27 protein-coding genes are annotated in these 25,344 nt (G+C 53.1%); 13 read left to right on the forward strand and 14 right to left on the reverse strand.

From position 1 onward, the window contains the following. Positions 1-15 precede the first annotated feature (15 nt). Positions 16-501 (forward strand): pantetheine-phosphate adenylyltransferase, encoded by a 486-nt coding sequence (gene coaD, locus L4D79_RS21725; protein ID WP_428654301.1) that lies wholly within the window; start codon positions 16-18, stop codon positions 499-501. Positions 502-599: 98 nt separating this feature from the next. Here the strand turns inward: coaD and L4D79_RS21730 are convergent, their stop codons facing one another. The 6 genes from L4D79_RS21730 to radC all read right to left on the reverse strand — a co-directional run bounded on the left by L4D79_RS21730 (position 600) and on the right by radC (position 4,611). Further along, the gene (locus tag L4D79_RS21730; RefSeq protein WP_428654303.1) at positions 600-1,607 is read right to left on the reverse strand and encodes an NAD-dependent epimerase; all 1,008 of its coding nucleotides are present in this window, start codon (positions 1,605-1,607) and stop codon (positions 600-602) included. 221 nt (positions 1,608-1,828) lie between these two features. Then, the gene (gene mutM, locus L4D79_RS21735) at positions 1,829-2,638 is read right to left on the reverse strand and encodes a bifunctional DNA-formamidopyrimidine glycosylase/DNA-(apurinic or apyrimidinic site) lyase (RefSeq protein ID WP_428654305.1); all 810 of its coding nucleotides are present in this window, start codon (positions 2,636-2,638) and stop codon (positions 1,829-1,831) included. Between the two features lie 37 nt (positions 2,639-2,675). After that, positions 2,676-3,161, reverse strand: a complete 486-nt coding sequence (locus L4D79_RS21740) for a hypothetical protein (protein WP_428654307.1) — start codon at positions 3,159-3,161, stop codon at positions 2,676-2,678. Positions 3,162-3,345: 184 nt separating this feature from the next. Continuing rightward, positions 3,346-3,513, reverse strand: coding sequence for a 50S ribosomal protein L33 (gene rpmG / locus L4D79_RS21745; protein ID WP_004405486.1), 168 nt, complete (start codon positions 3,511-3,513; stop codon positions 3,346-3,348). Positions 3,514-3,526: 13 nt separating this feature from the next. Further along, entirely contained in the window at positions 3,527-3,763 is a 237-nt protein-coding gene (gene rpmB, locus L4D79_RS21750) for a 50S ribosomal protein L28 (protein ID WP_107349761.1), read from the reverse strand. 173 nt (positions 3,764-3,936) lie between these two features. Continuing rightward, on the reverse strand, positions 3,937-4,611 hold the full coding sequence (radC, locus tag L4D79_RS21755) for a RadC family protein (protein WP_428654310.1): 675 nt from the start codon (positions 4,609-4,611) through the stop codon (positions 3,937-3,939). Between the two features lie 280 nt (positions 4,612-4,891). Here radC and coaBC point away from each other — a divergent pair, with 280 nt between their 5' ends. Both coaBC and slmA read left to right on the forward strand, forming a co-directional pair. Further along, on the forward strand, positions 4,892-6,109 hold the full coding sequence (gene coaBC, locus L4D79_RS21760; protein WP_428654312.1) for a bifunctional phosphopantothenoylcysteine decarboxylase/phosphopantothenate--cysteine ligase CoaBC: 1,218 nt from the start codon (positions 4,892-4,894) through the stop codon (positions 6,107-6,109). A gap of 193 nt (positions 6,110-6,302) precedes the next feature. Beyond that, on the forward strand, positions 6,303-6,893 hold the full coding sequence (slmA, locus tag L4D79_RS21765) for a nucleoid occlusion factor SlmA (protein ID WP_428654314.1): 591 nt from the start codon (positions 6,303-6,305) through the stop codon (positions 6,891-6,893). A gap of 152 nt (positions 6,894-7,045) precedes the next feature. On the opposite strand, the gene pyrE is transcribed toward slmA, so the two are convergent. After that, positions 7,046-7,687: an orotate phosphoribosyltransferase gene (pyrE, locus tag L4D79_RS21770; protein ID WP_428654316.1), complete on the reverse strand. Its 642-nt coding sequence runs from the start codon at positions 7,685-7,687 to the stop codon at positions 7,046-7,048. 125 nt (positions 7,688-7,812) lie between these two features. After that, a complete protein-coding gene (gene rph, locus L4D79_RS21775; RefSeq protein ID WP_428654318.1) occupies positions 7,813-8,529 on the reverse strand; it encodes a ribonuclease PH in 717 nt (238 codons plus the stop codon). Between the two features lie 297 nt (positions 8,530-8,826). Here rph and L4D79_RS21780 point away from each other — a divergent pair, with 297 nt between their 5' ends. From L4D79_RS21780 to recG, 6 genes are all read left to right on the forward strand, one after another. After that, on the forward strand, positions 8,827-9,690 hold the full coding sequence (locus L4D79_RS21780; RefSeq protein ID WP_428654320.1) for a YicC/YloC family endoribonuclease: 864 nt from the start codon (positions 8,827-8,829) through the stop codon (positions 9,688-9,690). Positions 9,691-9,893: 203 nt separating this feature from the next. After that, a complete protein-coding gene (gmk, locus tag L4D79_RS21785) occupies positions 9,894-10,520 on the forward strand; it encodes a guanylate kinase (RefSeq protein ID WP_428654322.1) in 627 nt (208 codons plus the stop codon). A 53-nt stretch (positions 10,521-10,573) separates the two neighbouring features. Beyond that, positions 10,574-10,849 carry a DNA-directed RNA polymerase subunit omega gene (gene rpoZ / locus L4D79_RS21790; protein WP_107349751.1) on the forward strand — a complete coding sequence of 92 codons (276 nt, stop codon included), beginning with the start codon at positions 10,574-10,576 and terminating at the stop codon, positions 10,847-10,849. Between the two features lie 18 nt (positions 10,850-10,867). Further along, positions 10,868-12,970: a bifunctional GTP diphosphokinase/guanosine-3',5'-bis pyrophosphate 3'-pyrophosphohydrolase gene (spoT, locus tag L4D79_RS21795; protein WP_428654324.1), complete on the forward strand. Its 2,103-nt coding sequence runs from the start codon at positions 10,868-10,870 to the stop codon at positions 12,968-12,970. A 79-nt stretch (positions 12,971-13,049) separates the two neighbouring features. Beyond that, positions 13,050-13,763: a tRNA (guanosine(18)-2'-O)-methyltransferase TrmH gene (gene trmH, locus L4D79_RS21800; RefSeq protein ID WP_428654326.1), complete on the forward strand. Its 714-nt coding sequence runs from the start codon at positions 13,050-13,052 to the stop codon at positions 13,761-13,763. Between the two features lie 26 nt (positions 13,764-13,789). Then, positions 13,790-15,871, forward strand: coding sequence for an ATP-dependent DNA helicase RecG (gene recG / locus L4D79_RS21805; protein WP_428654328.1), 2,082 nt, complete (start codon positions 13,790-13,792; stop codon positions 15,869-15,871). 102 nt (positions 15,872-15,973) lie between these two features. Here recG and envZ read toward each other — a convergent pair whose 3' ends face one another. Next, positions 15,974-17,323 (reverse strand): two-component system sensor histidine kinase EnvZ, encoded by a 1,350-nt coding sequence (gene envZ / locus L4D79_RS21810; RefSeq protein WP_428654330.1) that lies wholly within the window; start codon positions 17,321-17,323, stop codon positions 15,974-15,976. A 3-nt stretch (positions 17,324-17,326) separates the two neighbouring features. Next, positions 17,327-18,046: an osmolarity response regulator transcription factor OmpR gene (ompR, locus tag L4D79_RS21815; protein ID WP_107349746.1), complete on the reverse strand. Its 720-nt coding sequence runs from the start codon at positions 18,044-18,046 to the stop codon at positions 17,327-17,329. A 327-nt stretch (positions 18,047-18,373) separates the two neighbouring features. Here ompR and greB point away from each other — a divergent pair, with 327 nt between their 5' ends. Together greB and L4D79_RS21825 are read left to right on the forward strand one after the other, a co-directional pair. Further along, positions 18,374-18,844 (forward strand): transcription elongation factor GreB, encoded by a 471-nt coding sequence (greB, locus tag L4D79_RS21820; protein ID WP_428654334.1) that lies wholly within the window; start codon positions 18,374-18,376, stop codon positions 18,842-18,844. Positions 18,845-18,957: 113 nt separating this feature from the next. Beyond that, positions 18,958-21,315: a Tex family protein gene (locus L4D79_RS21825; RefSeq protein ID WP_428654336.1), complete on the forward strand. Its 2,358-nt coding sequence runs from the start codon at positions 18,958-18,960 to the stop codon at positions 21,313-21,315. Between the two features lie 196 nt (positions 21,316-21,511). Here the strand turns inward: L4D79_RS21825 and L4D79_RS21830 are convergent, their stop codons facing one another. The 3 genes from L4D79_RS21830 to bioH form a co-directional block, all read right to left on the reverse strand. After that, positions 21,512-21,970 (reverse strand): ATP-dependent Lon protease, encoded by a 459-nt coding sequence (locus L4D79_RS21830; protein WP_428654338.1) that lies wholly within the window; start codon positions 21,968-21,970, stop codon positions 21,512-21,514. 74 nt (positions 21,971-22,044) lie between these two features. After that, a complete protein-coding gene (locus L4D79_RS21835; protein ID WP_428654340.1) occupies positions 22,045-22,422 on the reverse strand; it encodes a hypothetical protein in 378 nt (125 codons plus the stop codon). A 134-nt stretch (positions 22,423-22,556) separates the two neighbouring features. Next, positions 22,557-23,321 (reverse strand): pimeloyl-ACP methyl ester esterase BioH, encoded by a 765-nt coding sequence (bioH, locus tag L4D79_RS21840; protein WP_428654342.1) that lies wholly within the window; start codon positions 23,319-23,321, stop codon positions 22,557-22,559. Positions 23,322-23,357: 36 nt separating this feature from the next. On the opposite strand from bioH, the gene L4D79_RS21845 reads away from it, so the two are divergent. Both L4D79_RS21845 and nfuA read left to right on the forward strand, forming a co-directional pair. Further along, positions 23,358-24,047 carry a ComF family protein gene (locus tag L4D79_RS21845; RefSeq protein ID WP_428654344.1) on the forward strand — a complete coding sequence of 230 codons (690 nt, stop codon included), beginning with the start codon at positions 23,358-23,360 and terminating at the stop codon, positions 24,045-24,047. Positions 24,048-24,175: 128 nt separating this feature from the next. Then, positions 24,176-24,754 carry a Fe-S biogenesis protein NfuA gene (nfuA, locus tag L4D79_RS21850; RefSeq protein WP_107349739.1) on the forward strand — a complete coding sequence of 193 codons (579 nt, stop codon included), beginning with the start codon at positions 24,176-24,178 and terminating at the stop codon, positions 24,752-24,754. Between the two features lie 185 nt (positions 24,755-24,939). Here nfuA and L4D79_RS21855 read toward each other — a convergent pair whose 3' ends face one another. Further along, the gene (locus L4D79_RS21855) at positions 24,940-25,332 is read right to left on the reverse strand and encodes a 3D domain-containing protein (protein WP_428654346.1); all 393 of its coding nucleotides are present in this window, start codon (positions 25,330-25,332) and stop codon (positions 24,940-24,942) included. Positions 25,333-25,344: the final 12 nt, after the last annotated feature.

Here is a 25,344-nt window from a genome sequence, read left to right on the forward strand (position 1 = left end):
TGACTGGTATTCATTATGACAACCCGCGTTATTTACCCAGGTACATTTGATCCTATTACCAACGGCCACCTCGACTTGATCGAGCGCGCTGCTGCCATGTTCGACCATGTGGTGGTCGGCATTGCATTCAGCCCAAGCAAGAAGCCGCTATTTGATCTCAAAGAGCGTGTGGAACTGGCCCAACAGATCACCCAGCACCTGCCGAACGTAGACATTGTTGGCTTCTCTGGCTTGTTGGTCGATTTTGCCAAAGAATACCAAGCCAATATACTGGTCCGAGGCTTGCGCGCCGTCTCGGATTTTGAGTTTGAATTCCAACTGGCCAACATGAATCGCCGCCTGATGCCTGAGCTGGAAACCGTATTCCTGACCCCGTCCGAAGAGAACTCCTTTATCTCATCGACCATCGTCAAGGAAGTCGCCCTGCACAAAGGCGATGTCAGCCAATTCGTCGACCCAGTGATCTGCGAGGCACTGCAAAAAAAACTCAGCAAAAAATAATCTTTACCGACCAAAACAAAGAAGGAGGCAATCGCCTCCTTCTTTTTCATCTTTGCCTATCTCGTTGGCACCCCCGACGTCCTAGACGCGGCTAGCCATCAGCACTGGTAGTAATCACGGTACCAATCAACAAAGGCCTGAACCCCTTCCTTGACCTTAACTGCCGGCTTGTAACCTGTCGTTTCGAACAAATCTTTGGTATCAGCATAGGTGGCGTAGACGTCACCCGGCTGCATCGGCATGAAGTTCTTCTTCGCTTCGATACCCAGCGCATCTTCCAACGCCTCGATGTAATCCATCAGCTTCACCGGGCTACCATGACCAATGTTGAACACACGGTACGGTGCAGAACTGCTTGCCGGCGTGCCGGCTTCTACTGTCCAGTCTGGTGTTTTTTCAGGGATCTCATCCTGAATACGGATAACCCCTTCAACAATATCATCGATATAGGTGAAATCACGGCGCATATCACCGTTGTTGTACACATCGATTTCACGTCCCTCGATAATCGCCTTGGTAAACTTGAACAATGCCATATCAGGACGGCCCCAAGGACCATAAACAGTGAAAAAGCGCAGGCCCGTCGTCGGCACGCCATAAAGATGCGAATAGGTGTGCGCCATCAGCTCATTCGATTTCTTGGTGGCGGCATACAAGGAGATCGGGTGATCGACACTATCTGCAGTATCGAACGGCATTTTCTGGTTAAGGCCGTAAACCGAGCTGGAAGAGGCATACACCAGATGCTCAATATTATGATGGCGGCAGCCTTCGAGGATCGCCAAATGCCCGACTAGGTTACTGTCGGCATACGCCATCGGGTTATCAATCGAGTAACGCACACCGGCCTGAGCGGCAAGGTGGATCACCCGGTCAAATTTCTGCTCGGCGAAAAGGTTAGCCATACCGTCACGATTAGCCAGATCCAACGCAATGAAAGTGAAGTGCGGGTGGGCAGCTCTGGCGAGCCGGGCTTCTTTGAGCGACACCTCATAATAGTCATTGAGGTTATCAATCCCGATCACCTCATGTCCCATGGCACAAAGCCGTTCTACCACGGCACTTCCGATAAAGCCGGCGGCGCCGGTGACCAAATACTTCTTCATCTGCATAGACCTTACAAAACTGTACGAATTATACCCAAGTAATTCTCGCTGAACCAAGCAACTTGAAATTACTTGGTATATACATACTTAGTATAACGATATGTGACGGGATCATAGCACCCGCTCGCTAACGACGGTAGCGACAAAAAGCAAAAGCCACATCAATAAAACTGACACCGAGGTTCAGCATGCCTTAATGCACCTTTGAGAATATTCAGCCGCTATTTCTGGCAGTCACTGCAATACACCGTGGCCCGCTGGCCAATTTTGACTTCGCTGAGTGGTTTATCACAGCGTGGACAAGGCTCTCCTCCCTTGCCATAAACCTGAAGCTCCTGGGCAAAGTAACCCGGCTTGCCATCGGCATTCTTGAAATCCTTCAAGGTCGTGCCGCCCTGTTTGATGGCAAAGGCCAGCACCGATTTGATTTCCTCGACCAGCAAACCAAGACGCTGGGCGGAGATCTTACCAGCCTCACGCTTGGGGTGGATCCCCGCGGCAAACAGCGACTCATTGGCATAGATATTACCGACACCGACAACAACGTGGTTATCCATAATAAATTGCTTAACCGCTGTACGTTTGCCCTTGGCTTTATCTTGCAGGTAAGCCACCGTGAAGGTCTCGCTCAGTGGCTCTGGGCCTAATTTAGCCAAGACCGAATGCTCACCCTCACCAGACTGCCACAGCCAAGCCCCAAAGCGGCGTGGGTCGTTATAGCGCAATATCTCACCACTCGACAGGCAAAGGTCAACATGGTCATGTTTTTCCGGTGGTATGTCTGATGGCAAAACCCGCAAACTGCCCGACATCCCCAAATGGACAATGGCATAACCGGCGTCGGTCTCGAGCATCAGGTACTTGGCACGCCGGGTTACACGGCGGATCACCTGCCCTTCAATTTGGCAGATCTCGTCCGGCACCGGCCAGCGCAGCTTGGGGTTGCGCACAATAATCTTGGTGACGGTCTGATTGGTCACATGGGGCGAAATCCCCATCCGGCTGACTTCAACTTCAGGTAATTCAGGCATGACGTTCTCTATCTTGGCGATAATATTATGGCGTCAACTATAACACCGGCGGAAACAAATAGGCCTCTTCCACCGATACCGCCAGCCACTCGCCTTGCCAGTTCTGCATAAGCCAAAACTGCGGCTGCTGGTAAACCGTCACCCTGATCGGCTCTTCCTGGCTGGATAACCAGATTTCCACACTACTTGGTGGCGGCAGGGTCGGCTTGAGTTTCCCCACCATTTCTTCACTGACAGCCGTTCCGGATAGTACCTGCCAGCGGGCAATGAGTTGATCGGCTGGCACTGCAACCCGCGGGCTGGCAAGCCACCCCGTATCCTGCTGGCCAATACTGGTATATGGCAGGTGTAGCTGATCAATCGTCGATGCTTCAGGAAGCAGAGCCGTCATACCCGATTCCACGTGAGCGGGAGCCTCACCACCTAGACGCTGCTTGACGAGTTCAGGCAACTGCACCACAGCGATAAAGCACACCACAGCGATAATCATCACATTGTTCCAACCTCGGCGAGACAGCCTCATCACGGTACTCCTTAAGCGCAATCGGAAGGGATAACTAAAACTATACCGTTAAGGTACTCATAATGCAGGTGTAATGACACGGATAAAGAGACGAAGAGGAAGCTATGGAGGTTGAACGGTGAATTTCAGGTATAAAAAAACCCAGTTAGAAAACTGGGTTTTTATCAAAAAAGCTGTCAATCAATTACTTGATTTTCGCTTCTTTGTACATAACGTGCTTGCGAACTACAGGATCAAATTTCTTGATCTCGAATTTGCCTGGCATGTTACGTTTGTTTTTGTCGGTAGTGTAGAAGTGGCCTGTACCAGCAGATGATACTAGACGGATCTTCTCACGAATGCCTTTAGCCATTGTTCAAATCCTCTTAAACGTTCTCGCCGCGAGTACGCATATCAGTAAGAACGGCATCGATGCCTTTCTTATCAATGATACGCATACCTTTCGCAGAAAGGCGTAGTTTAACGAAGCGTTTTTCGCTTTCTACCCAGAAACGATGAGTTTGCAGGTTCGGCAGAAAACGACGCTTGGTGGCATTACGTGCGTGTGAACGGTTGTTACCCGTTACAGGACGCTTACCAGTTACTTGGCATACTCGGGACATTACTGTCTTCTCCAAATCGTTTCAGCTCGATATCTACCGTGGCTATTTCAATGTGAAAAACAATTCTCACACATAACCACAGCTATCAAAGGTCGCGCATTATACTAAGTCAAAACCAGTTGCTCAAGTCCCGAGCAGTCCTTTCTCAACTTTTTAAGCAAAAAATGGCCATTTTATAGCCATCCTCGCTCTGCAAAAGAAGTGATTTCTCCGTCACCGACAACAAAGTGATCCAGAACTCGAATATCCACCAATGCCAGTGCATCACTGATGCGGCGGGTAATTCGGCGATCTGACTGACTTGGCTCTGCCACGCCTGACGGGTGATTATGCGCTAAAATGAGCGCCGCTGCATTAAGTTCTAGTGATCTTTTTACAACTTCCCTCGGATAAACGCTCGCAGAATCGATCGTTCCTTCGAAAAGTACCTCTCCGTTGAGCACCCTATGCTGGTTATCGAGAAATAAAATATAAAACGCTTCACGATGGCGATCACGCAGCACATGACTGAGATAACGTCTTGTATGAACGGGGCTCGTCAGCGCATCTTCCTTCTTGAGCGTCTCTTCCAAATGGCGCTGGTTCATTTCCAGAACCGCTTGCAGCTGGGCATACTTGGCAGGTCCTAGCCCTTTATATTGGCAAAACGTGGCTTTATCGGCTGCTAGCAGTGCCCGCAGCGAACCAAATTTATCCAACAGCTCTGTCGCCAGTTCTATCGCATTCATCCCAGTAATGCCGGTACGCAAAAAAATAGCTAGCAGCTCGGCATCTGATAGGGCCCCAGGGCCGCGTTCCAATAATTTCTCCCTCGGCCGAGACTGCACCGGTAATAACTTGAGCGTCATATCAACCTCCTGAAGCCTTAGCTAAGCGCCCTCTTCTGCATTAAGCAAGGTGCGTCGCGGTATCTCCTGCCACCCACACAAAAACTCATGACTGACTTGCAACACCGCTCTCCAAGCTGCCAACTGGCTCGCAACCCAAGCGCCCCAATACCGCTCATACCAACAAACTACAGACCAAATTTGATCCCAAGCAAGGAAGCGGGCTTTTTTTGGTGACTAACAATTTTTGGTGGTAAGGTGTGGCGCATTGACATTCCGGATATCGAGAGCAGGCAATAAGATGCAAACTTTGGCAGGAAAAAAAATTCTCCTTGGGATCAGCGGTGGCATCGCGGCCTATAAATGTGCAGAACTCACACGCCGACTCATTGAGCGCGGCGCACAGGTGCAAGTCGTTATGACCAAGGCCGCCAAGGAGTTCATCACCCCGCTCACCATGCAGGCTGTATCCGGCAGGCCGGTATCCGACAGCTTGTTGGACCCGGCAGCAGAGGCCTCGATGGGCCACATTGAACTGGCCAAATGGGCCGACTTGGTACTGCTTGCCCCAGCAACCGCCGATTTGATTGCCCGCATGGCAGCAGGTATGGGCAACGATCTGCTCACCACCCTGTGCTTAGCAACCGACTCACCGATCGCTGTCGCCCCGGCGATGAATCAGCAGATGTACCGTCATATTGCCACTCAGGAAAACATTGCTACCCTCGCCCGACGTGGCTGCCACATCTGGGGACCCGCGAGCGGCGAACAGGCCTGCGGTGATGTCGGCCCGGGTCGAATGCTCGAGCCAATGCAACTGGTCCACTTGGCGGAAGACTTTTTTAAGCCCGCCGACCTAAACGGTATGTCTCTAACCATTACCGCCGGCCCGACCCGTGAAGCCATTGACCCGGTTCGTTACCTGACCAACCACAGCTCCGGCAAAATGGGTTACGCCATTGCCGAAGCCGCCGCTAAACGTGGCGCAACCGTCACTCTAATAAGCGGCCCGACGAACCTGGCGACACCGCATGGCGTCACCCGTATTGATATCAGCAGCGCCGAGCAGATGCACCAGGTGGCGCTGGAACAAGCCCCTGCCAGCGATATCTTCATTGGCTGCGCTGCCGTTGCCGATTTCCGCCCAGCAGCGGTTGCCGAGCAGAAGATGAAAAAGAAAGACGGTGAGGATGACATGGTGATCCGGCTGGTGAAAAACCCGGACATCATTGCCAGCATTGCTGCGCTGGAAGCCGACCGCCCATTCACCGTCGGTTTTGCGGCCGAAACCCAAGATGTCGAGCAATACGCCCGCGGTAAGCTGGCGCGCAAGCACCTTGACCTGATCTGTGCCAATGACGTATCGAACGCAGGGCAAGGCTTCAACAGTGATCAAAATGCCCTGCACCTATATTGGCCGCAAGGCAATAAAGCCTTACCGCTAACCAGCAAGGCAGAGCTTGGCGCGCAGTTAGTCGATGTCATCGTCGGGCAGTTCAGGGCTGGGCAAGAAGGTTAACTCTCCCCTCCAGTGCTGAGGAATTAACCGAATAAGATCAAATATAAAGCCCAGCCCTTCAGGTTGGGCTTTTTTTGTCGATAAAGAGATCAGTATCGGCGGGCAATGCTTTTCACAACAGGATTACGCCGCTAAGATATGCGGGTTTCACCCTGTCCAATGACAGTCTTATTTTGAAAAGGAACGGTTATTCATGGCTGGCAACAAGAAAAACAACCGCCGCGAAGAAATTTTGCAAGCGCTGGCACAAATGTTGGAATCTGCCCAAGGCAGCCAACGTATTACCACCGCCAAGCTGGCAGCCCAGGTTGGTGTCTCAGAAGCCGCCCTCTACCGCCACTTCCCAAGCAAGGCGAGAATGTTTGAAGGGCTTATCGAGTTTATCGAAGACACTATCACCACCCGGATTAACCGCATCCTCGATGATGAAAAAGACACCCTGCAACGCCTGCGCATGGTGCTGCAGCTGATCCTCGGCTTTGCCGAGCGCAATCCGGGTCTAACCCGTATCATGACTGGCCATGCCCTGATGTTTGAACAAGATCGCCTACAGGCTCGTATCAACCAACTGTTCGAACGTATCGAAACCCAGCTGCGCCAGATCCTGCGTGAACGCAAACTACGTGAAGGCAAAGGCTTCCCGGTGGACGAGTCAATCCTGGCCGCCCAGCTTCTTGGTCAGGTAGAAGGCAGCCTTAACCGTTTTGTCCGCTCGAACTTCAAGTACAAGCCGACCGCCAACTTCGACGACTACTGGCACCTGCTAAGCGCAGAGCTTGGCTAAGAGCAGAAGCGGGATCCTAGTTCATGGTTCCTAGAAATATCGAACATAAAAAAGCGAGAGGTTTTTACCTCTCGCTTTTTTATTTGCAGTTATGGGTTCTGCTTTTCCTAGGCCCCGCTCTTGCTAGGAACTAGGATCTAGGTTCTAGAACCTTATACCCCATACTCCGCACGATAGGCCTTCACCGCTTCAAGGTGTTGCTCCATACCGTCCTGCTCTGCTAAGTAGCTCACCACATCGCCCAGCGACACGATAGAGATCACCGCACAGCCGAAATCACGTTCTACTTCCTGGATCGCAGATAGCTCACCCTTGCCTTTTTCCTGACGGTCAATGGCAACCAACACACCGGCCAAATCGGCACCGTTGGCCTTGATGATTTCCATTGACTCGCGGATTGCCGTACCGGCAGTGATCACGTCATCTACCAACATAATGCGGCCTTCCAGCGCACTACCTACCAGATTGCCGCCTTCACCGTGAGCCTTGGCTTCCTTACGGTTAAAACAGTAAGGGGTATCAACATCATGCTGATCAGCCAGTGCAACAGCCGTGGTTGTAGCAATTGGGATCCCCTTATACGCAGGACCGAACAACACATCGTACTCGATACCGGCATCCACCAAAGCCTCAGCATAGAAACGGCCTAGGCGCGCAAGATCACGTCCCGTATTGAACAAACCCGCATTAAAGAAGTACGGGCTCTTACGGCCGGATTTCAGAGTGAACTCACCAAACTTCAGTACCCCTTTCTCCAAGGCAAATTCGATGAACTGACGCTGATATGCTTTCATGGTTTCTCCTTAATAGATGCAACTAATCATTACACGATTTAAATCAATCGGCCGGACCTCGCTTTTCAGGCACAGCGACATCCAAGCCAAAAAAAAGCGGCTCCAATAGGAACCGCTTCAAAAAATTAACTTTCCAGCGCCTGCTTCTGAATGCTGACAATGTCGGCAATGCCGTCTTTCGCCAGAGCCAGCATGGCCAGCAACTCTTCGTGGCTAAAGGCTTCGCCTTCTGCCGTGCCCTGGATCTCGATCATCTTACCTTCTTCGGTCATGACCACGTTCATGTCTGTTTCTGCTGCCGAGTCTTCGACATATTCCAGATCGCAAATCGGCTCGCCGTTGTAGATACCGACAGAAACGGCAGCCACCATGCCTTTAAGCGGGCTGGCTTTAAGCGTTCCCTTCTCCAGCATGTAATTGATAGCATCAACCAAGGCCACCATCGCACCGGTAATAGACGCGGTACGGGTACCACCATCGGCCTGGATAACATCGCAGTCTACAGTGATCATCTGCTCACCCAGCGCTTCCAAGTCCACCGCAGCACGCAAGCTACGAGCGATCAGGCGTTGGATTTCCATGGTACGGCCACCCTGTTTGCCACCGGCCGCTTCACGGCGGTTGCGCGAGTGGGTTGCACGCGGCAGCATGCCATATTCAGCCGTCACCCAACCCTGTCCTTTACCTTTCAGCCAGCGTGGCACATTCTCTTCCACACTTGCGGTACAAATCACCTTGGTATCACCAAATTCAACCAACACCGAACCTTCGGCATGGGCAGTAAAATTACGGGTAATAGTTATAGGACGAACTTGGTTGTTGCTTCTTCCGCTTGGACGCATCAGTGGCTCCCTCTGGCTGGATGACATTAACCGGCGATTATAGCCACAACCAACAGGTTGTGCACGCGAAACCCAACTGGTACAACATTTCCCGCATTGACTGCGGACAGAATCATCATATACCCAAGTAACTCTCGCTGAACCAAGCACCTTGAAGTTACTTGGGTATATGCTTAAGGCTAAGTATACTCTTGGCATTCGGATGACTGCGCACCACCTCCACGTTATTGACGGTGGCTTGCCACAGGCACCCCACCCTAAGCAGTTATCAACCACCACTATTAGAGGCTCTAGCCAATGATTCATAGCATGACCGCCTACGCCCGTCGCGAAGTCAAAGCCGACTGGGGTACTGCCGTATGGGAAATCCGCTCTGTAAACCAACGTTATCTGGAAACTTACCTGCGTATGCCAGAGCAGTTCCGCAGCCTTGAGCCTGTACTACGCGAGCGCTTCCGTAAGCGCCTGGCTCGCGGCAAAGTTGAATGCAACCTGCGTTTTGAAGTTAACCCAGCCGCCAATACCGAGCTGAAAATTAATGAAGGTCTGGCCAAGCAGGTGATCAATGCGGCCAAATGGGTCAAAGAGACTGCAGGCGAAGGCAATGTGGGTCCTTTCCAGGTATTGAACTGGCCAGGTGTAATGGAAGCGCCGGAGCAAGACCTCGATGCCATCAACAAAGATTTGCTCAATGCATTCGACAGCACAGTTGATGACTTCATCGCAGCCCGCGCCAGCGAAGGCGAGAACATGAAGGCGCTTATCGACCAACGTCTTGAAGCGATTTCTGTCGAAGCGACCAAGGTTCGCAGCATGATGCCAGAAGTATTGACCTGGCAGCGTGAGCGCATCATGACCCGCCTGGAAGAAGCCAAGGTAGAACTTGATGCCAACCGCATCGAGCAAGAGCTGATCATGCTGGCGCAGAAGAGCGATGTGGCCGAAGAGCTAGACCGCCTTGACTCGCACGTCAAAGAAACCCAGAAAATCATGAAAAAAGGCGGTGCCTGTGGCCGTCGCTTGGACTTCATGATGCAGGAGTTCAACCGCGAGTCGAACACCCTGGCCTCGAAATCAATCAACACCGAGATCACCGCAGCTGCCGTTGAGCTAAAAGTGCTTATCGAGCAGATGCGCGAGCAAATCCAGAACATCGAATAAGCCGCACGGCTTCCCCGGTCAGCACTGCCTCGCCGGGGAGGATGATCCAGTTGGCATGAAATCATCATCAATTCCAACTAGGCTTAGTCTATTGGTTGTCAGAGCACCGACAAAAAGTTGAATTTTCAAGCAGCCAGCTAATTTCTTTTGCACGCAGATCATGATAATCTGCGCGCCCTTCTATCACTGAGTGAAAATAGGCAATGAGCAAAGGTACTCTATACATCGTGTCGGCCCCAAGTGGCGCTGGTAAATCAAGTTTGATTAACGCCCTTCTTGAAACTAATCCGACCTATGACATGAAAGTATCCGTCTCTCACACTACGCGTGGTATGCGTCCGGGTGAGCAGCACGGTGTTCATTACAATTTTGTCAGCGTAGAAGAATTTACTGAACTCACAGAAAAAAGTGCATTTTTAGAGCACGCTGAAGTCTTTGGTAACTTCTATGGCACCTCTCGCCTTTGGATTGAAGAGCAGCTAAACAAAGGGATCGACGTATTCCTTGACATCGATTGGCAGGGTGCGCGTCAAATCCGCAAGCAAATGCCACAAGCGAAAAGTCTGTTTATTCTGCCTCCATCAAAAGAAGAGCTGGAACGTCGCCTGAATGCACGCGGTCAAGACAGCGAAACTGTTATTGCCCGTCGCATGCAAGAAGCCCGCGCTGAGATCTCTCATTACGACGAATACGATTACGTGATCGTCAATGATGATTTCGATGCTGCTTTATTGGATTTTAAAGCTATCATCCGCGCTGAACGATTGAAGCAAGACAAACAAGCTGCTAAATATAACAGCATGTTGAATGCGCTACTGGCAGAACAGTAAGTATTTTTGTACAATTTTCCCTCTTTACTTATAGATAACCACTGGAGTCCTCCATGGCACGCGTAACCGTTCAAGACGCTGTTGATAAAATTGGCAACCGTTTCGATCTGATCCAAATTGCTTCACGCCGCGCTCGTCAGATGCAAACTGGCGGTAAGGATCCACTGGTTCCAGAAGAAAACGACAAGTACACAGTGATCGCACTTCGTGAAATCGAAGAAGGCCTAATCACTAAAGACATCCTTGATGCTCGCGAGCGTCAGGAACTTCAAGAGCAAGAAGCAGCAGAGCTAGCAGCTGTTAGCGCTATTGCCGGCGACAACCGTTAATTCAGGGAACCGGGCGAATTGTATCTTTTTGATAGCCTGAAAGAAGTCGCGATCGAATACCTGCCTGAGTCTCAAATAGAGGCGCTCAGGCAGGCTTATTTAGTTGCGCGTGATGCCCACGAGGGGCAGACCCGCTCCAGTGGCGAACCTTACATCATCCATCCCATTGCCGTTGCCCGTATCTTGGCCGAAATGCGCCTCGACTACGAAACATTAATGGCAGCCCTCCTCCACGATGTCATCGAAGATACCGAGGTCACCAAAGACGATCTCGACAGTCGCTTTGGCTCCACCGTGGCCGAGTTGGTTGATGGGGTCTCCAAGCTAGACAAGCTGAAGTTCCGCGATCGCAAAGAAGCGCAAGCCGAGAACTTCCGCAAGATGATCATGGCCATGGCCCATGACATCCGCGTTATCCTCATCAAGCTGGCCGACCGTACGCACAACATGCGCACCTTGGGTGCCCTGCGTCCGGACAAACGCCGCCGCATTGCCCGCGAGACGCTGGAGATCTTCTCTCCGCTGGCGCACCGCTTGGGTATCCACAACATCAAAACCGAACTGGAAGAACTGGGTTTCGAGGCCCTGTATCCGAACCGCTACCGTGTTTTGAAGGAAGTGGTGGCTGCCGCACGGGGTAACCGCAAAGAAATGATTAATAAGATCCACGCCGAAATTGAGGGCCGCCTCAAAGACGCGGGGATTGAAGGCACGGTACAAGGCCGCGAGAAAAACCTGTACTCCATCTACAACAAGATGAAGAACAAGGAGCAGCGCTTCCACTCGATCATGGACATCTACGCCTTCCGCGTACTAGTCAAAGATCTGGATACCTGCTATCGCGTACTGGGACAGGTCCATAACCTGTACAAGCCCCGCCCGAGCCGGATGAAAGACTATATCGCGATCCCGAAAGCCAACGGCTACCAGTCGCTCCATACCTCATTGGTAGGCCCACACGGGGTACCAGTGGAAGTCCAGATCCGTACCGAAGATATGGATCAGATGGCCGACAAAGGTGTCGCTGCCCACTGGGCCTACAAAGACGGCGAAAGCCCTGGTACCACAGCGCAGGTCAAAGCCCAGCGCTGGATGCAGAGCCTACTGGAGCTGCAGCAAAGTGCGGGTAGCTCGTTCGAGTTCATTGAAAACGTTAAGTCGGATCTGTTCCCGGATGAGATTTACGTCTTCACACCGAAAGGCCGGATTGTCGAGCTGCCTGTCGGTGCCACCGCGGTCGATTTTGCCTACGCAGTACATACCGATGTCGGTAATGCTTGTGTCGGTGCCCGTGTCGAACGCCAACCGTACCCGCTCAGCAAGCCGCTGAAAAATGGCCAGACCATTGAAATCATCAGCGCACCGGGTGCTCGCCCGAATGCCGCTTGGCTCAACTATGTGGTGACTTCCCGCGCCCGCACCAAGATCCGCCAGGTGCTCAAGACCATGCGTCGCGAAGAATCCATTACCCTTGGCCGCCGCCTGCTCAACCACGCCCTAGGTGCGATCAACATCGACCAGATTGATGAAGATAACCTGCATCAGGTACTGACCGATCTTCGCCTTGCAAACCTCGAAGATTTGCTGGCCGAAATAGGCCTGGGTGAGTTGATGAGTGTGGTCATTGCCCGCCGCCTACTGGGCAGCGCCGATGAACTCACCACCAAAGAGTCTGATCAACGCCTGCCAATTCGCGGCGCTGACGGTATCTTACTGACCTTTGCCAACTGCTGTCACCCGATCCACGGTGACCCAATTATGGCCCATGTCAGCCCGGGTAAAGGCTTGGTGATCCACCGCGAAGAATGTGCCAACATCCGTGGTTACCAGAAAGAGCCGGACAAATACATGGCAGTTGAGTGGAGCGAAGACTTCGAGCAGGAGTTTGTCACTTCGCTCAAGGTCGATATGCAAAACCACCAGGGTGCACTGGCCGACTTGACCAATACCATTGCTGCGACCGGATCGAATATCCAGGGCCTGGCAACGGAAGAGAAAGACGGTCGCCTGTATACCATTACTGTGCGTCTGACCACCAAGGGACGTATCCATCTGGCCGACATTATGCGCCGGATCCGGGTCATGCCCAATGTGGTGCGCGTTTCGCGCCAGAAAAATTAACCGCGCCAGCATCTCGCTTGGCCCGTCAAAAATTAAAAAACGCCCGTTCTCGGGCGTTTTCTTTAGGTAACAAAGAACAATGAGCCCAGAACGCTTCCAACGTATCCACGAGGTCCTTGCCACCCGCCAGCCAGACTTGACGGTGTGCATGGAAGAAGTCCACAAACCCAATAATGTCTCGGCGATTATCCGTACCGCCGATGCAGTAGGGATCCACAAGGTCCATGCCGTATGGCCTAAAGAGGGCATGAAAGTGCTGAGCCACACGTCGGCTGGTGCCCGCAACTGGGTCGAGCTCGAAACCCACAACTCGATGGTCGATGCGGTCAGCGCACTCAAAGCACAAGGGATGCAGGTATTGGCAACCAACCTGTCCGACACGGCAGTTGATTTTCGTGAAGTGGATTACACCAAACCGACAGCCATTATCTTGGGTGGCGAGAAAAATGGGATCACCGCTGAAGCCCTGTCGATGGCCGATCAGGATATCATCATCCCAATGGTAGGTATGGTACAGTCATTGAATGTCTCGGTCGCCAGCGCCCTGATCTTGTATGAAGCACAGCGCCAACGCCAAAATGCCGGTATGTATAACAGGGATAAAACCCCGTTGCCCGATGACGTGGTCCACCGTATCTTGTTCGAGCGCGGCCACCCGGTACTGGCCAAGGTCGCCCGCCGCAAGGGGCTGCCTTACCCACCACTGGACGAGAATGGCCAAATTGCTGCCGATGAGCAGTGGTGGAGCATCATGCAGGCCACCGAGCCGAAAAAGAAAAAATCATTACCTTAAACGGATGTGGCGATAATGGAGTAGTAATGAGCGGACAACTTCTCGATACTATAGCCCTGACAGAACTGTCGGGGGTCGGTGCCAAAATGGCAGAAAAACTGGAAAAAATCGGCCTGCATACGGTGCAGGATCTCCTCTTCCACCTACCGCTCCGCTACGAAGACCGCACCCGGATCTGGCCTATTGCCAGTGCAATAGCCGGCCAGCACCTGACCATTCAGGGTGAGGTGATCAGCAGCAATATCGCCTTTGGCAAACGCCGGATGCTGACTGTAAAGATCAGCGACCAGAGTGGCAGTGCCACTCTGCGCTTTTTCAACTTCAATGCGGCTATGAAAAACAGCCTGGCCGAAGGCAAGCAGGTCAAAGCCTACGGCGAGATCAAACGTGGCAAATACGGGCTGGAGATCATCCATCCTGACTACAAAGTTTTCTCAGAGCCCACTGAACTCAGTACCGAGGAAACCCTGACGCCGGTCTACCCGACCACCGATGGCCTACGCCAGCTGACCCTGCGTAACCTGACCGATCAAGCCATGCGATTGCTCGATAAGTCTGCGGTGCGCGAGTTGCTGCCAGAAGGCCTGTACGACCGCCAGATGACCCTGTCCCAAGCACTGCATGTGATGCATCGACCGACACCGGATGTGTCACTCGACCAGCTAGAGGAAGGCAAGCACCCAGCCCAGCAGCGTCTGATCCTCGAGGAATTGCTGGCGCAGAACCTGTCGATGCTGGCAGTACGCCACAAGAGCCAGCGCCATGCAGCATGGCCGCTTGCCGAGAGCAATACGCTCAAAGACAAACTGCTAGAAAGCCTGCCGTTCAGCCCAACCGGTGCCCAGCAACGGGTGGTAGCCGATATCGAACGCGACCTTGCCGTGCCACACCCGATGATGCGCCTGGTTCAAGGGGATGTAGGCTCGGGTAAAACCCTGGTCGCCGCCCTAGCCGCGCTGCGTGCTATCGAGCATGGCTACCAAGTGGCCCTGATGGCGCCGACCGAATTGCTCGCCGAACAGCATGCTATCAACTTTGCCGCCTGGCTCAACCCAATGGGTATTGAAGTCGGCTGGCTCGCCGGCAAGCTCAAAGGCAAAGCCCGCGACAAGGAGCTGGCCCGGATCGAAAGCGGCGAAGCCAAAATGGTGGTGGGTACCCATGCCCTGTTCCAAGAGCAGGTGGTATTCAATAACTTGGCTTTGGTCATTATCGACGAACAACACCGCTTCGGGGTCCACCAGCGCCTAGAGCTGCGTGAGAAAGGCGCCAACGGTGGCTGCTATCCGCACCAGCTGATCATGACCGCGACCCCTATTCCGCGTACCTTGGCGATGACCGCCTATGCCGATTTGGAAACCTCGGTCATCGATGAGCTACCACCGGGGCGTACCCCGATCCAAACCGTGGCCCTGCCCGATTCACGCCGCCAGGAAATTATCGAACGTATTCGTTCGGCCTGCCTCAATGAAGGCCGCCAGGCCTACTGGGTCTGTACCCTGATTGATGAGTCCGAGGTACTGGAAGCGCAAGCCGCCTCTGATACCGCCGACGAGCTGACGGCCCAGTTGCCAGAGCTCAACATCGGTTTGGTCCATGGCCGTATGAAGCCAGCAGAAAAGCAGGAAGTGATGAAACGCTTCAAGGATGGTGAGTTGCACCTTTTGGTTGCAACCACCGTTATCGAAGTGGGTGTCGACGTCCCCAACTCCAGCCTGATGGTAATTGAAAACCCCGAGCGGCTCGGATTGGCCCAGCTGCACCAGTTACGCGGCCGGGTTGGCCGTGGCAATGTCGCCAGCCACTGTGTACTGCTCTACCATGCCCCGCTGTCAAAAACAGCGCAAAAACGACTTGGGGTACTGCGCGAAAGCAGTGATGGCTTTGTGATTGCCCAGCGCGATTTGGAAATCCGAGGTCCCGGTGAACTGCTCGGCACCAAACAGACCGGTGTGGCCGAATTCAAGGTGGCCGATCTGATCCGTGACCAGCACCTGATCCCACAGGTCCAGAAGCTGGCCCGTTACCTACACGATAACTACCCGGACAACGCCAAGGCGATCATCGACCGCTGGCTCGGCCAGCGGGAAAACTATTCTAATGCCTAACAAGCTATTCTAGCGGCAATAAAAAAAGCGAGGGTGATATCACCCTCGCTTTTTACGTTTAGCGGCTTAGCTCAAGACGGCCAATCATTACTTTTCAACCGGCTACTTCTTAACGAGCAAAGGTAAGCTGATCTGCACCCGCAAGCCACCTTCGCGGCGGTTGGATACCTGGATCACCCCTTCGTGCTGGTCGATGATACGTTTGACAATCGCCAGCCCCAAACCGGTCCCTTCAGTATCCGTACCACGCGCCGTGTCCCCACGGGTCAATGGCTGGAACATCCTTGCCACCTGCTCGGGATCAATACCGGGGCCATCGTCCTCGACACAGAACCATGCACTCTTGCGATCCGCAGCCGTCCCGCTGGATATCTTGACCCAACCATTACCATAGCGCTGGGCATTGACCACCAAATTGGCGATAGAGCGCTTGATAGAGACCCCATTGCCAATCACGACACCGGGAATGGCAGCCAATTCCAGCTCGACCTGACGCTCATAGCCCCCTTCGGCTTCCGCAGCCTCTTCCAGCAAGTAGTTAAGCTCCAGCTCTTCCTCTGCCTGCTTTTTGGTTGACTTGAGGTAGTCCATGAACTGGCTGATGATCTCGTTACACTCCTCAGTGTCCTTAATCATACTCTCGGCCAGATAACCATCTTCCGGTGACATCATCTCCGTCGCCAGACGAATACGGGTCAAAGGTGTACGCAAATCATGGCTTACCCCGGCCATCAGCAAGGCCCGGTCATCTTCCAGCTGCTTGATCCCTGCCGACATCTTGTTGAAGGCCTTGGTCACCGCCCGGATTTCCGATGCCCCACGCTCAGGTAGCACCGGCGGCGTTTCAGCTTTGGCCACCTGCAAGGCAGCCTGCTCCAGTGCCACCAATGGCCGATTCTGGATCCGGATGAACAACCAACCGCCCGCGATCACCATAAAGGCTATGATCAGGCTGTAGTGGAACAGCGGCGAAAAGTCATCTTCCTGCAATTCAGACAACGGGATCCGCATCAGGTAGCCGGGTATCGACTCGCTTTTCAGCCACAGCACATAACTGTCTGCCCCCAGCACCAGCCGGACTTCCGTCGGCGACTCCAGCTCCTGGGTCATCTCCTCGCTGAGATACTCAATCACGGTCGCCTTGGAAAACTCCTGCAGCTCCTCGTCATGGATCGGATCAGTCCCATCTTCAGCGTGCAAGGTCACGCCCAGTTGCTCAAGCAACTGGCGACGCAGCGGGGTATCAAGGTGGAAGGTATTGCCGTCAGCCAACTCGACATCTTCCTTGAGCATCAAACGCACTTCATAGGCGAGGATCCGGTTGAACTGCTGCAGGCTCGGCAGCAAGGCATAGTTGAGGACAGCCAGATAAGAGAAAATCTGGCTGGCTATCAACAAGCCAGCCAGAAGGATCAGTGTCCGGGTAAAGGTACTGCGTGGCGACAGTCGCATGGCTTACGCCTCGCTGCCATCCGGGACAAACACGTAGCCCAGTCCCCAAACAGTCTGGATGTAGCGCGGGCGGCTTGGATCTTCTTCAATCATTCGGCGTAAGCGAGAGATCTGAACATCAATCGAACGCTCCATCGCAGAATATTCACGGCCGCGGGCCATGTTCATCAATTTATCACGGGACATCGGCTCACGGGCATTGGTCACCAAGGCTTTCAATACCGCAAACTCACCCGAAGTCAGTGGCATTGATTCTTCGCCACGGAACATTTCACGGGTACCCAGATTCAGGCGGAACTCGCCGAACTCGATAACCTTGCTATCAACACTCGGTGCACCCGGTGCTTCAACCGTCTGACGACGCAAAACGGCACGGATACGAGCCAGCAGTTCGCGTGGGTTGAATGGCTTAGGCAGGTAATCATCCGCACCGACTTCCAAGCCGACAATGCGATCTACTTCGTCACCTTTGGCGGTCAGCATCAGGATCGGCAGCATGTTGTTGGCATTACGTAAACGGCGGCAAATCGATAGGCCATCTTCACCTGGCAGCATCAAATCCAATACCATCAGATGGAAGGTTTCGCGGGACAATAAGCGGTCCATTTGCTCACCGTTGGCCACGCTACGCACTTGGAAGCCCTGCTCTGACAGGTAACGCTCCAGTAGCGCGCGCAGACGCATGTCATCATCAACAACTAGAATCTTATAATTTTCCTGCATATCTCACCTTACTTGCATCGACCAAAGTTATCGTGCTTTGGGCGTATTTTACTCGACGTACCCAGCGGTTAGCTGAAAATTGCCGCTAAAATAACCACTAAATTGTTACCGTTTATGTCAAAAGCGCCAGTTTTCTGGTGGTTGACACTGTTACCGTAACAACAATCTTTGTTTACCTACCTTTTAAACTAACCTAAATTCAATGAACTATCCAAAACAATACGCATTCTGGGTCGCTGATACTTGATCTGCGCCTCGCACCGAACGACTATGTGAAACAAGAGAGACATTCAGTTTCAGCAACCCGATAGACAACCGGACCCTGCAATGAAAACCAACCTCATTACCCGCGAGGGCTATGACAAGCTTAAACGTGAACTCGATTTCCTGTGGAAGGAAGATCGCCCCGAGGTCACTAAAAAGGTCACTTGGGCAGCTAGCCTTGGCGACCGCTCGGAAAATGCTGACTACCAGTATAACAAGAAGCGCCTGCGCGAAATCGACCGCCGGGTACGCTATCTGCGCAAACGACTAGAACAAGTACAGGTGGTCGACTACTCGCCGCAGCAAGACGGCAAGATCTTCTTTGGTGCCTTTGTCGAAATCGAAAACGACGACGGTGAGACCAAGGCTTTCCGCATTGTCGGCCCGGATGAGATATACGGCCGCAACGACTACATCTCGATTGATTCCCCCATGGCGCGCGCCCTGTTGAAAAAAGAAGTCGATGACGAGGTGAAAGTGAATACACCAGCAGGCAAAAAAGAGTGGTTTGTCAACAGTATCCGCTATCAGTAGTGGCGGTTTGATAACGCTGTCAGATACTGACAGTTCGCTAACACGCAATGCCTTGCCTGCACCCCAATCGCCCGTAGAATGGGCTTATACAAAACAACAAGAGAAATGAACGGATGAGCAATACGATCAACCAGTTGATTGCCACCGAGCTGAATGTTCGCCAGGAACAAGTCACAGCCGCAATCACTTTGCTCGATGACGGTAACACCGTGCCTTTCGTGGCCCGTTACCGCAAGGAAGTGACCGGCGGACTGGATGATACCCAGCTCCGCAACCTCGAATCTCGCCTTGGCTACCTGCGCGAGCTCGAAGATCGCCGACAGGTGATCATCAAATCCATTACCGAGCAGGGCAAGCTGAGCGCCGTGCTCGAAGCGGCCATCAAAGATGCCGACAGCAAGACCCGCTTAGAAGATCTCTACCTGCCTTACAAGCCCAAGCGCCGTACCAAAGGTCAGATCGCCATCGAAGCGGGTATTGAGCCGCTGGCCGACTCACTTTGGGCCGATCCAAGCCAAACACCAGAAGACAGCGCCTCGGCCTATATCGATGCAGATAAAGGCTTTGCCGATAGCAAAGCCGTACTCGACGGTGCCCGCGCGATCCTGATGGAGCGCTTTGCCGAAGATGCCACGCTGCTGGAGAAAATTCGCCGCCACCTGCTATCACAGGCCGAGCTAACCTCGCGGGTTGTTGAGGGCAAGGAGCAGGAAGGCGCCAAATTCAAGGACTACTTCGAGTACAGCGAAGTGTTCAAGAATATCCCTTCCCACCGTGCTTTGGCCCTGTTCCGTGGCCGTAACGAAGGTTTTTTGCAAATCAGCCTCAATGCCGATCCGAATCAGGACGAAGGCGTCCGCGGCTCCTACTGCGAAGTGATGATTATCGACCACCTTGGTGTGACCTTGGGAACCCAACCGGCCGATATCTGGCGTAAGCAGGTGATCAGCTGGGCATGGCGGATCAAGATTGCCATGCACCTGGAAACCGAGCTGATGGCGGCACTGAAGGAAAAGGCCGAAGACGGCGCGATGCAGGTATTTGCCGACAACCTCAAGGACTTGCTGATGGCCGCACCGGCCGGCCCGCGCGTGACGCTGGCGCTGGATCCGGGCTTGCGTACCGGTTGTAAGGTCGCGGTTGTCGATAGCACCGGTAAACTACTCGATACAGCCACTATCTATCCGCACACCGCCCGATCCCGTGTTGCCGAAGCCGAAGCCACCTTGCTGGCACTGCTTAACAAACATGATGTCGATTTGATTGCGATCGGCAACGGCACTGCTTCACGTGAAACAGACAGCTTTGTTGCCAACCTGCTCAAGGACAATAGCCTCAAGATCCAAAGCGTGATGGTGAGCGAAGCCGGGGCATCGGTCTATTCGGCCTCCGAGCTGGCAGCCAACGAATTCCCGAATCTGGATGTGTCACTGCGTGGCGCTGTCTCTATCGGCCGCCGCCTACAGGATCCGCTGGCCGAGCTGGTGAAAATCGACCCGAAATCTATCGGAGTGGGCCAGTACCAGCACGATGTCAGCCAGAACATGCTGGCCAAGCGACTGGATGCCGTGGTCGAGGATTGTGTAAATGCCGTCGGTGTTGATGTAAACACCGCCTCTCCAGCCCTGTTGACCCGAGTCGCGGGCCTGAACGGTACCATTGCCCAGAACATTGTCAGCTACCGTGATGAAAACGGCCGCTTCGACAGCCGCACCACGCTGAAAAAAGTCTCGCGCCTTGGGCCAAAAGCGTTCGAGCAGTGTGCCGGTTTCCTGCGTATCATGGGCGGTAAGAACCCGCTTGATAGCTCGGCAGTTCACCCGGAATCCTATGCCGTGGTCAAGAATATGGCCGCAGCCAACGACAAGGCCCTCGATGCGATCATCGGCAACAGCGAGTTCCTGCGTACGGTCAAGGCCGCAGACTACACTGATGAAAAATTCGGCCTGCCGACTGTCACCGACATTATCAGCGAGCTCGATAAACCGGGCCGTGACCCGCGCCCTGAGTTCAAGACCGCCACCTTCGCCGAAGGGGTCAACGAGGTCAAAGATTTGATCCCGGGTATGGTGCTTGAAGGGGTGATCACCAATGTCACCAACTTCGGTGCCTTTGTCGATGTCGGCGTTCACCAAGATGGTCTGGTGCATATCTCTGCGCTGTCAGACAAGTTTGTCTCCGACCCACGCGAAGTGGTCAAGGCCGGCGATATCGTCAAAGTCAAGGTGATGGAAGTGGACTTGCAACGCAAACGCATTGGCATGTCGATGCGCCTAAGCGATGAGCCGGGACAGGACAACAAGCCGGCCCGCAAACCGCAGGGAGACCGTTCACAAGGCAACCGCTCCCAGGGCAACCGTTCACAAAACAACCCTCAGCCACGTCAGCGCCAGAACAAGCCTGCAGACAATGGCAACAATGCGGTGGGCGGTGCATTCGCTGCCGCTTTTGCCAACGCGAAGAAGAAGTAATTTAGGCTTCACGCAAATGAAAACGCAAAGAGCCAGCATGAGAATGCTGGCTCTTTTGTTATCTGGCGATTGGCGATTGGCGATTGGCGATTGGCGATTGGCGATTTAAATGAGTTGCCCTACTGCCGAGCTTAGTAAAGCGAACCAATATGACTTTGCTGCCCCTCTAACCTCTGGCCGCTTGCCCCTAGCCACATTAAAGCACTACCAAGTATTCCGTCGGCGGGTTGGGCACTGTAGCCTGCGCATACTTGTGGGCAACCACACCTTTGGTGCGCTCTGACTGGCTGATCTGCTCCAGCGCCTCAAGCAGTTCACGCGGCAACTTGATATGCATGGAGTACCCCAGTTCATTAACATCGGCTAAATAACTGTCAGCCGACAGGGCTTTAACCAGCATCTCCATGGATTCTTGATAACCGTAATGCTTTTCTTCAACGGCCTGCTGATAATTGGGGTGTTCGGAGGGATCCCAAGATGGCTTCTTGAGCTGTTTCTCTTCGCTACTCAGCGCTCGCTCTTGAGCAGATGACTGCATTTCAGTCGTCGGTACAATTTTCTCGCGTACACGATTATCCCGCGCGGTTTGCTCAGTCGGCGGATTTATCGTCGGGGCAACAGCGGGGGCACCTACCTGTACGGGAGTGACTAACATGCTGGTACATCTCTCCTGTCATCTGCATATTATGCTGCGGGCGATAGTGAAATCGATCTCAGGTTTTCAAACGATCAGGCGACGGCCAACAGAACGGTCGCTACCGTACCCGCTGCAGCCAACCACTGTCCGGCATTGTAAAAGCCATCACTATTGGATTTGACCTCATCAGGGTGATCCATACCCAATGCGCCATAGGCAAAGGCTTCTGCCTTATCCCCCATATCTTGTTCAGACGCTTGCGACTTGTCCTTCTGCGCAGCTGCGTCATTAGCCTGAAGCTGACGCGCCTCATCAGAGATCGATACCTTGGTCTGGGCGGTTGGCGCTTCGCTGTTTTGAGTCGCCAGATTTGCTGCTTTATTCTCTACCACAACAGCATCAGGCTGTGCAGCCGCCTGCAAGCTTACCGGAGAATACGTTAGCGAATTATTGATAGTGCCGATTGTCATGTTGGTTTTCCTTCTCCCACCATAGCGCTAAAGTCAGAAACAGCGTTGAAATTTTCGCTCTAACACTGCTATCGGCCCACATAGCAAAAAGTTTAGGCCAGACAAGTCACGAACATCATAAAGATCTACTCATGCTAACCCATAAATGCTTTTAGCGTATCGATAAATTCATCAGGATGGGAGATAAACGGCGCATGGGAAGCGGCAGCAAATACATGCTGTTGCGACTGCGGAGCAAGCTTATCAAGATCACGGGCCACCTTGGCCGGCACCAAGCCGTCAAGTCGGCCATAGAGCCTCAACCATGGCTGGGATATTGCAGCCAGTTCTGGCCGTAAATCCACCTGTGCCAACATATCTAACCCCAACGCCAATGCAGCCGGTTCGGGCTCGGGGCGAGATAATACCGCTTCCTTGAGGCGGCGGATGTCCTGTTTGGCCGATGGGCTTCCCATCGCCTGCAAGGCCATGAAGCGCTCTACCGTAGTCCTAAAATCCAGATCGAGCTGACGGCGAAAATCCGCCAAGACTTCCGGTTTGATCCCTCGCCACGTCTTTTCAGCCGCAAAACAGGGTGAACTCGCGACAGTTACCAACTGCTGCACCCTCTCCGGAGCCTGCAACGCAGCAGTCGTGGCGACCAAGCCTCCCAAAGACCAGCCCAGCCACGTCGCCTGCTCTGGCGCTTGATCTAGCAGCATACGGGCTATTTCATCAACATCGGCAGCCGAGCGGTGCTGGCTGTGGCCATAACCCGGCAGATCAACCACGTGTACCCGGTAATGCTGGGCCAGTGCAGGCAGGACCTGCTGCCACACAGCACCATTCATTCCCCAGCCATGAATGAGAAGTAGATCGGAACCTTGGCCTCGCGTTTGCCAATGCAGCTCTGCGGTCATCTATATTTCCTTTATTTACGCCTTGGGATAACACGGATGGTATCGCTTATTACTCGATTCACCAACTTTCTCCGCCGCGACCACCGTTGCCAGCTATGCCACCTCCCGGCTACGGGCCCACATCCAATATGGTGCCAACATTGTCTGGCTCGCTTTCCATGTCCGCCATATTGCCGCCACTGCGGCCATACCCTCACGGAGGATGCCGACCAGTGCGGTCATTGCCTCAATGCCCCTCGTCCATGGCAACGTTTATACCGCGCCGGCGAATATCAATTTCCCCTGCGCCATGTGATCCACCAGTTCAAATTCCAACGAAAATTCTGGCTGGCCAAACCCCTCGGAGAGCTTTTGGCACAACAGATCGATGATCCAGCCCCATTATTGCTCCCCATTCCCCTGCACCCGTTTCGCCGCCTACAGCGCGGTTTCAACCAAAGCAGCCTTATCGCCCAAGTCATCGCCCAGCACACCGGCAGCCGCCTTGCTACCCAGCGATTAAAACGCCAACGCTATACCGTTCCCCAGCACCGCCTCAGTAAGGCACAACGCCTGCATAACCTTGAACGGGCATTTATACTTACCGATAAGGCACTGCCTTGCCATGTTGCCCTAGTCGATGATGTCGTCACGACCGGCAGTACCGTCGCTGCAGCGGCGATCCTGCTGCGCCAACATGGAGTGGAGCGAATAGATATCTATTGTCTGTGCTATACCCCAGCGTAAAATTTTGAAGAAAGTCACCGAGATCTGTGCCGAAATCATAGTTGCAGCGATTAATGGGTGATAGAAAGGGCAGCAAAGAGTAGAATAGAATTAATCTTACTAAATAAGTCAGGTATTACGTCGTGTCTATGATTACTATTACTGAGAATGCTCAACAGCACTTCGGCAAACTTCTGGCCCAGCAGCCTGAAGGGACAAACATCCGTGTATTCGTGGTAAACCCTGGGACCCAAAATGCAGAGTGCGGCGTGTCCTACTGTCCACCGGAAGCGGTGGAAGCCAGTGACACCGAAATCAAGTTTGATCTGTTTTCAGCTTTTGTTGATGAACTTAGCCTACCGTTTCTGGAAGATGCAGAAGTTGATTTTGTCACCGACAAAATGGGCTCACAGCTAACATTGAAAGCCCCGAATGCCAAGGTACGCAAAGTCTCTGACGACGCGTCGCTGATGGAGCGTGTCGACTACGTGATCCAAACTCAGGTGAACCCACAGCTAGCCGGCCACGGTGGTCATGTATCACTGGCTGAAATTACCGAAGATGGCGTCGCTATCCTTCAGTTTGGCGGTGGTTGTAACGGCTGCTCAATGGTCGATGTGACCTTGAAAGAAGGCATCGAAAAAGAGCTACTGGCCCAGTTTGCCGGTGAGCTAACAGGCGTACGCGATGTCACCGAGCACGCACGTGGTGAGCACTCTTACTACTAACAGCTTCCTAGCTGAGTAAAACAAATAAAAAAAGCGAGAGCCTTGGCTCTCGCTTTTTGTATACCAAACTGAATAGGGCCGATCTAAAAAAAGGTGTATACGCTTGGCATTCTCTCGAATCTGAAAAAATAGCGATTCTAGCAATTAATTAGAACAGTTATGTTTTCAGGTTGTTGATACCGTCATTACGACTTCACAACGGTAATGGTCACATTGCGGCGACCCCAATTCCGTGCGGCTTTGATATCCTGGCCCATGTAGATATCAATCTTGTTGCTCCAGCGCTTGTTCATCTTATCCAGTACCACATATTCACCCGGTAGGCCGGAGATTTTCACGATGGTTCCGCGCTTGAAGCCCCTGCCCAGAAAATCCCGCGAAATTGCTATCGCTTTCATCCCCGGTTTCAACCGATCACCCCAAGCCGCTATCGATGGGTTGGAGTTAGTCTGGGCCCGAACTGAGTTATACGCCGTTGCCGTCACTTTGTAGGACTTTCCCTGGATAGCGGCCATCGCAGGCGCGACCCAACTTATCGTCATTACCGCTAAAAAAAGTGCCAATACTGCTTTTTTCATTTAACCCCCCAG

Origin of the sequence: Photobacterium satsumensis, assembly GCF_050336935.1 — a bacterium.
Lineage (GTDB): Bacteria > Pseudomonadota > Gammaproteobacteria > Enterobacterales > Vibrionaceae > Photobacterium > Photobacterium satsumensis.

Excerpts from the sequence above, each read along its gene's own strand:
- coaD (WP_428654301.1), top strand. The coding sequence starts at position 16 with ATGACAACCCGCGTTATTTACCCAGGTACATTTGATCCTATTACCAAC.
- L4D79_RS21730 (WP_428654303.1), bottom strand. The coding sequence starts at position 1,607 with ATGAAGAAGTATTTGGTCACCGGCGCCGCCGGCTTTATCGGAAGTGCC.
- mutM (WP_428654305.1), bottom strand. The coding sequence starts at position 2,638 with ATGCCTGAATTACCTGAAGTTGAAGTCAGCCGGATGGGGATTTCGCCC.
- L4D79_RS21740 (WP_428654307.1), bottom strand. The coding sequence starts at position 3,161 with ATGAGGCTGTCTCGCCGAGGTTGGAACAATGTGATGATTATCGCTGTG.
- rpmG (WP_004405486.1), bottom strand. The coding sequence starts at position 3,513 with ATGGCTAAAGGCATTCGTGAGAAGATCCGTCTAGTATCATCTGCTGGT.
- rpmB (WP_107349761.1), bottom strand. The coding sequence starts at position 3,763 with ATGTCCCGAGTATGCCAAGTAACTGGTAAGCGTCCTGTAACGGGTAAC.
- radC (WP_428654310.1), bottom strand. The coding sequence starts at position 4,611 with ATGACGCTCAAGTTATTACCGGTGCAGTCTCGGCCGAGGGAGAAATTA.
- coaBC (WP_428654312.1), top strand. The coding sequence starts at position 4,892 with ATGCAAACTTTGGCAGGAAAAAAAATTCTCCTTGGGATCAGCGGTGGC.
- slmA (WP_428654314.1), top strand. The coding sequence starts at position 6,303 with ATGGCTGGCAACAAGAAAAACAACCGCCGCGAAGAAATTTTGCAAGCG.
- pyrE (WP_428654316.1), bottom strand. The coding sequence starts at position 7,687 with ATGAAAGCATATCAGCGTCAGTTCATCGAATTTGCCTTGGAGAAAGGG.
- rph (WP_428654318.1), bottom strand. The coding sequence starts at position 8,529 with ATGCGTCCAAGCGGAAGAAGCAACAACCAAGTTCGTCCTATAACTATT.
- L4D79_RS21780 (WP_428654320.1), top strand. The coding sequence starts at position 8,827 with ATGATTCATAGCATGACCGCCTACGCCCGTCGCGAAGTCAAAGCCGAC.
- gmk (WP_428654322.1), top strand. The coding sequence starts at position 9,894 with ATGAGCAAAGGTACTCTATACATCGTGTCGGCCCCAAGTGGCGCTGGT.
- rpoZ (WP_107349751.1), top strand. The coding sequence starts at position 10,574 with ATGGCACGCGTAACCGTTCAAGACGCTGTTGATAAAATTGGCAACCGT.
- trmH (WP_428654326.1), top strand. The coding sequence starts at position 13,050 with ATGAGCCCAGAACGCTTCCAACGTATCCACGAGGTCCTTGCCACCCGC.
- recG (WP_428654328.1), top strand. The coding sequence starts at position 13,790 with ATGAGCGGACAACTTCTCGATACTATAGCCCTGACAGAACTGTCGGGG.
- envZ (WP_428654330.1), bottom strand. The coding sequence starts at position 17,323 with ATGCGACTGTCGCCACGCAGTACCTTTACCCGGACACTGATCCTTCTG.
- ompR (WP_107349746.1), bottom strand. The coding sequence starts at position 18,046 with ATGCAGGAAAATTATAAGATTCTAGTTGTTGATGATGACATGCGTCTG.
- greB (WP_428654334.1), top strand. The coding sequence starts at position 18,374 with ATGAAAACCAACCTCATTACCCGCGAGGGCTATGACAAGCTTAAACGT.
- L4D79_RS21825 (WP_428654336.1), top strand. The coding sequence starts at position 18,958 with ATGAGCAATACGATCAACCAGTTGATTGCCACCGAGCTGAATGTTCGC.
- L4D79_RS21830 (WP_428654338.1), bottom strand. The coding sequence starts at position 21,970 with ATGTTAGTCACTCCCGTACAGGTAGGTGCCCCCGCTGTTGCCCCGACG.
- L4D79_RS21835 (WP_428654340.1), bottom strand. The coding sequence starts at position 22,422 with ATGACAATCGGCACTATCAATAATTCGCTAACGTATTCTCCGGTAAGC.
- bioH (WP_428654342.1), bottom strand. The coding sequence starts at position 23,321 with ATGACCGCAGAGCTGCATTGGCAAACGCGAGGCCAAGGTTCCGATCTA.
- L4D79_RS21845 (WP_428654344.1), top strand. The coding sequence starts at position 23,358 with ATGGTATCGCTTATTACTCGATTCACCAACTTTCTCCGCCGCGACCAC.
- nfuA (WP_107349739.1), top strand. The coding sequence starts at position 24,176 with ATGATTACTATTACTGAGAATGCTCAACAGCACTTCGGCAAACTTCTG.
- L4D79_RS21855 (WP_428654346.1), bottom strand. The coding sequence starts at position 25,332 with ATGAAAAAAGCAGTATTGGCACTTTTTTTAGCGGTAATGACGATAAGT.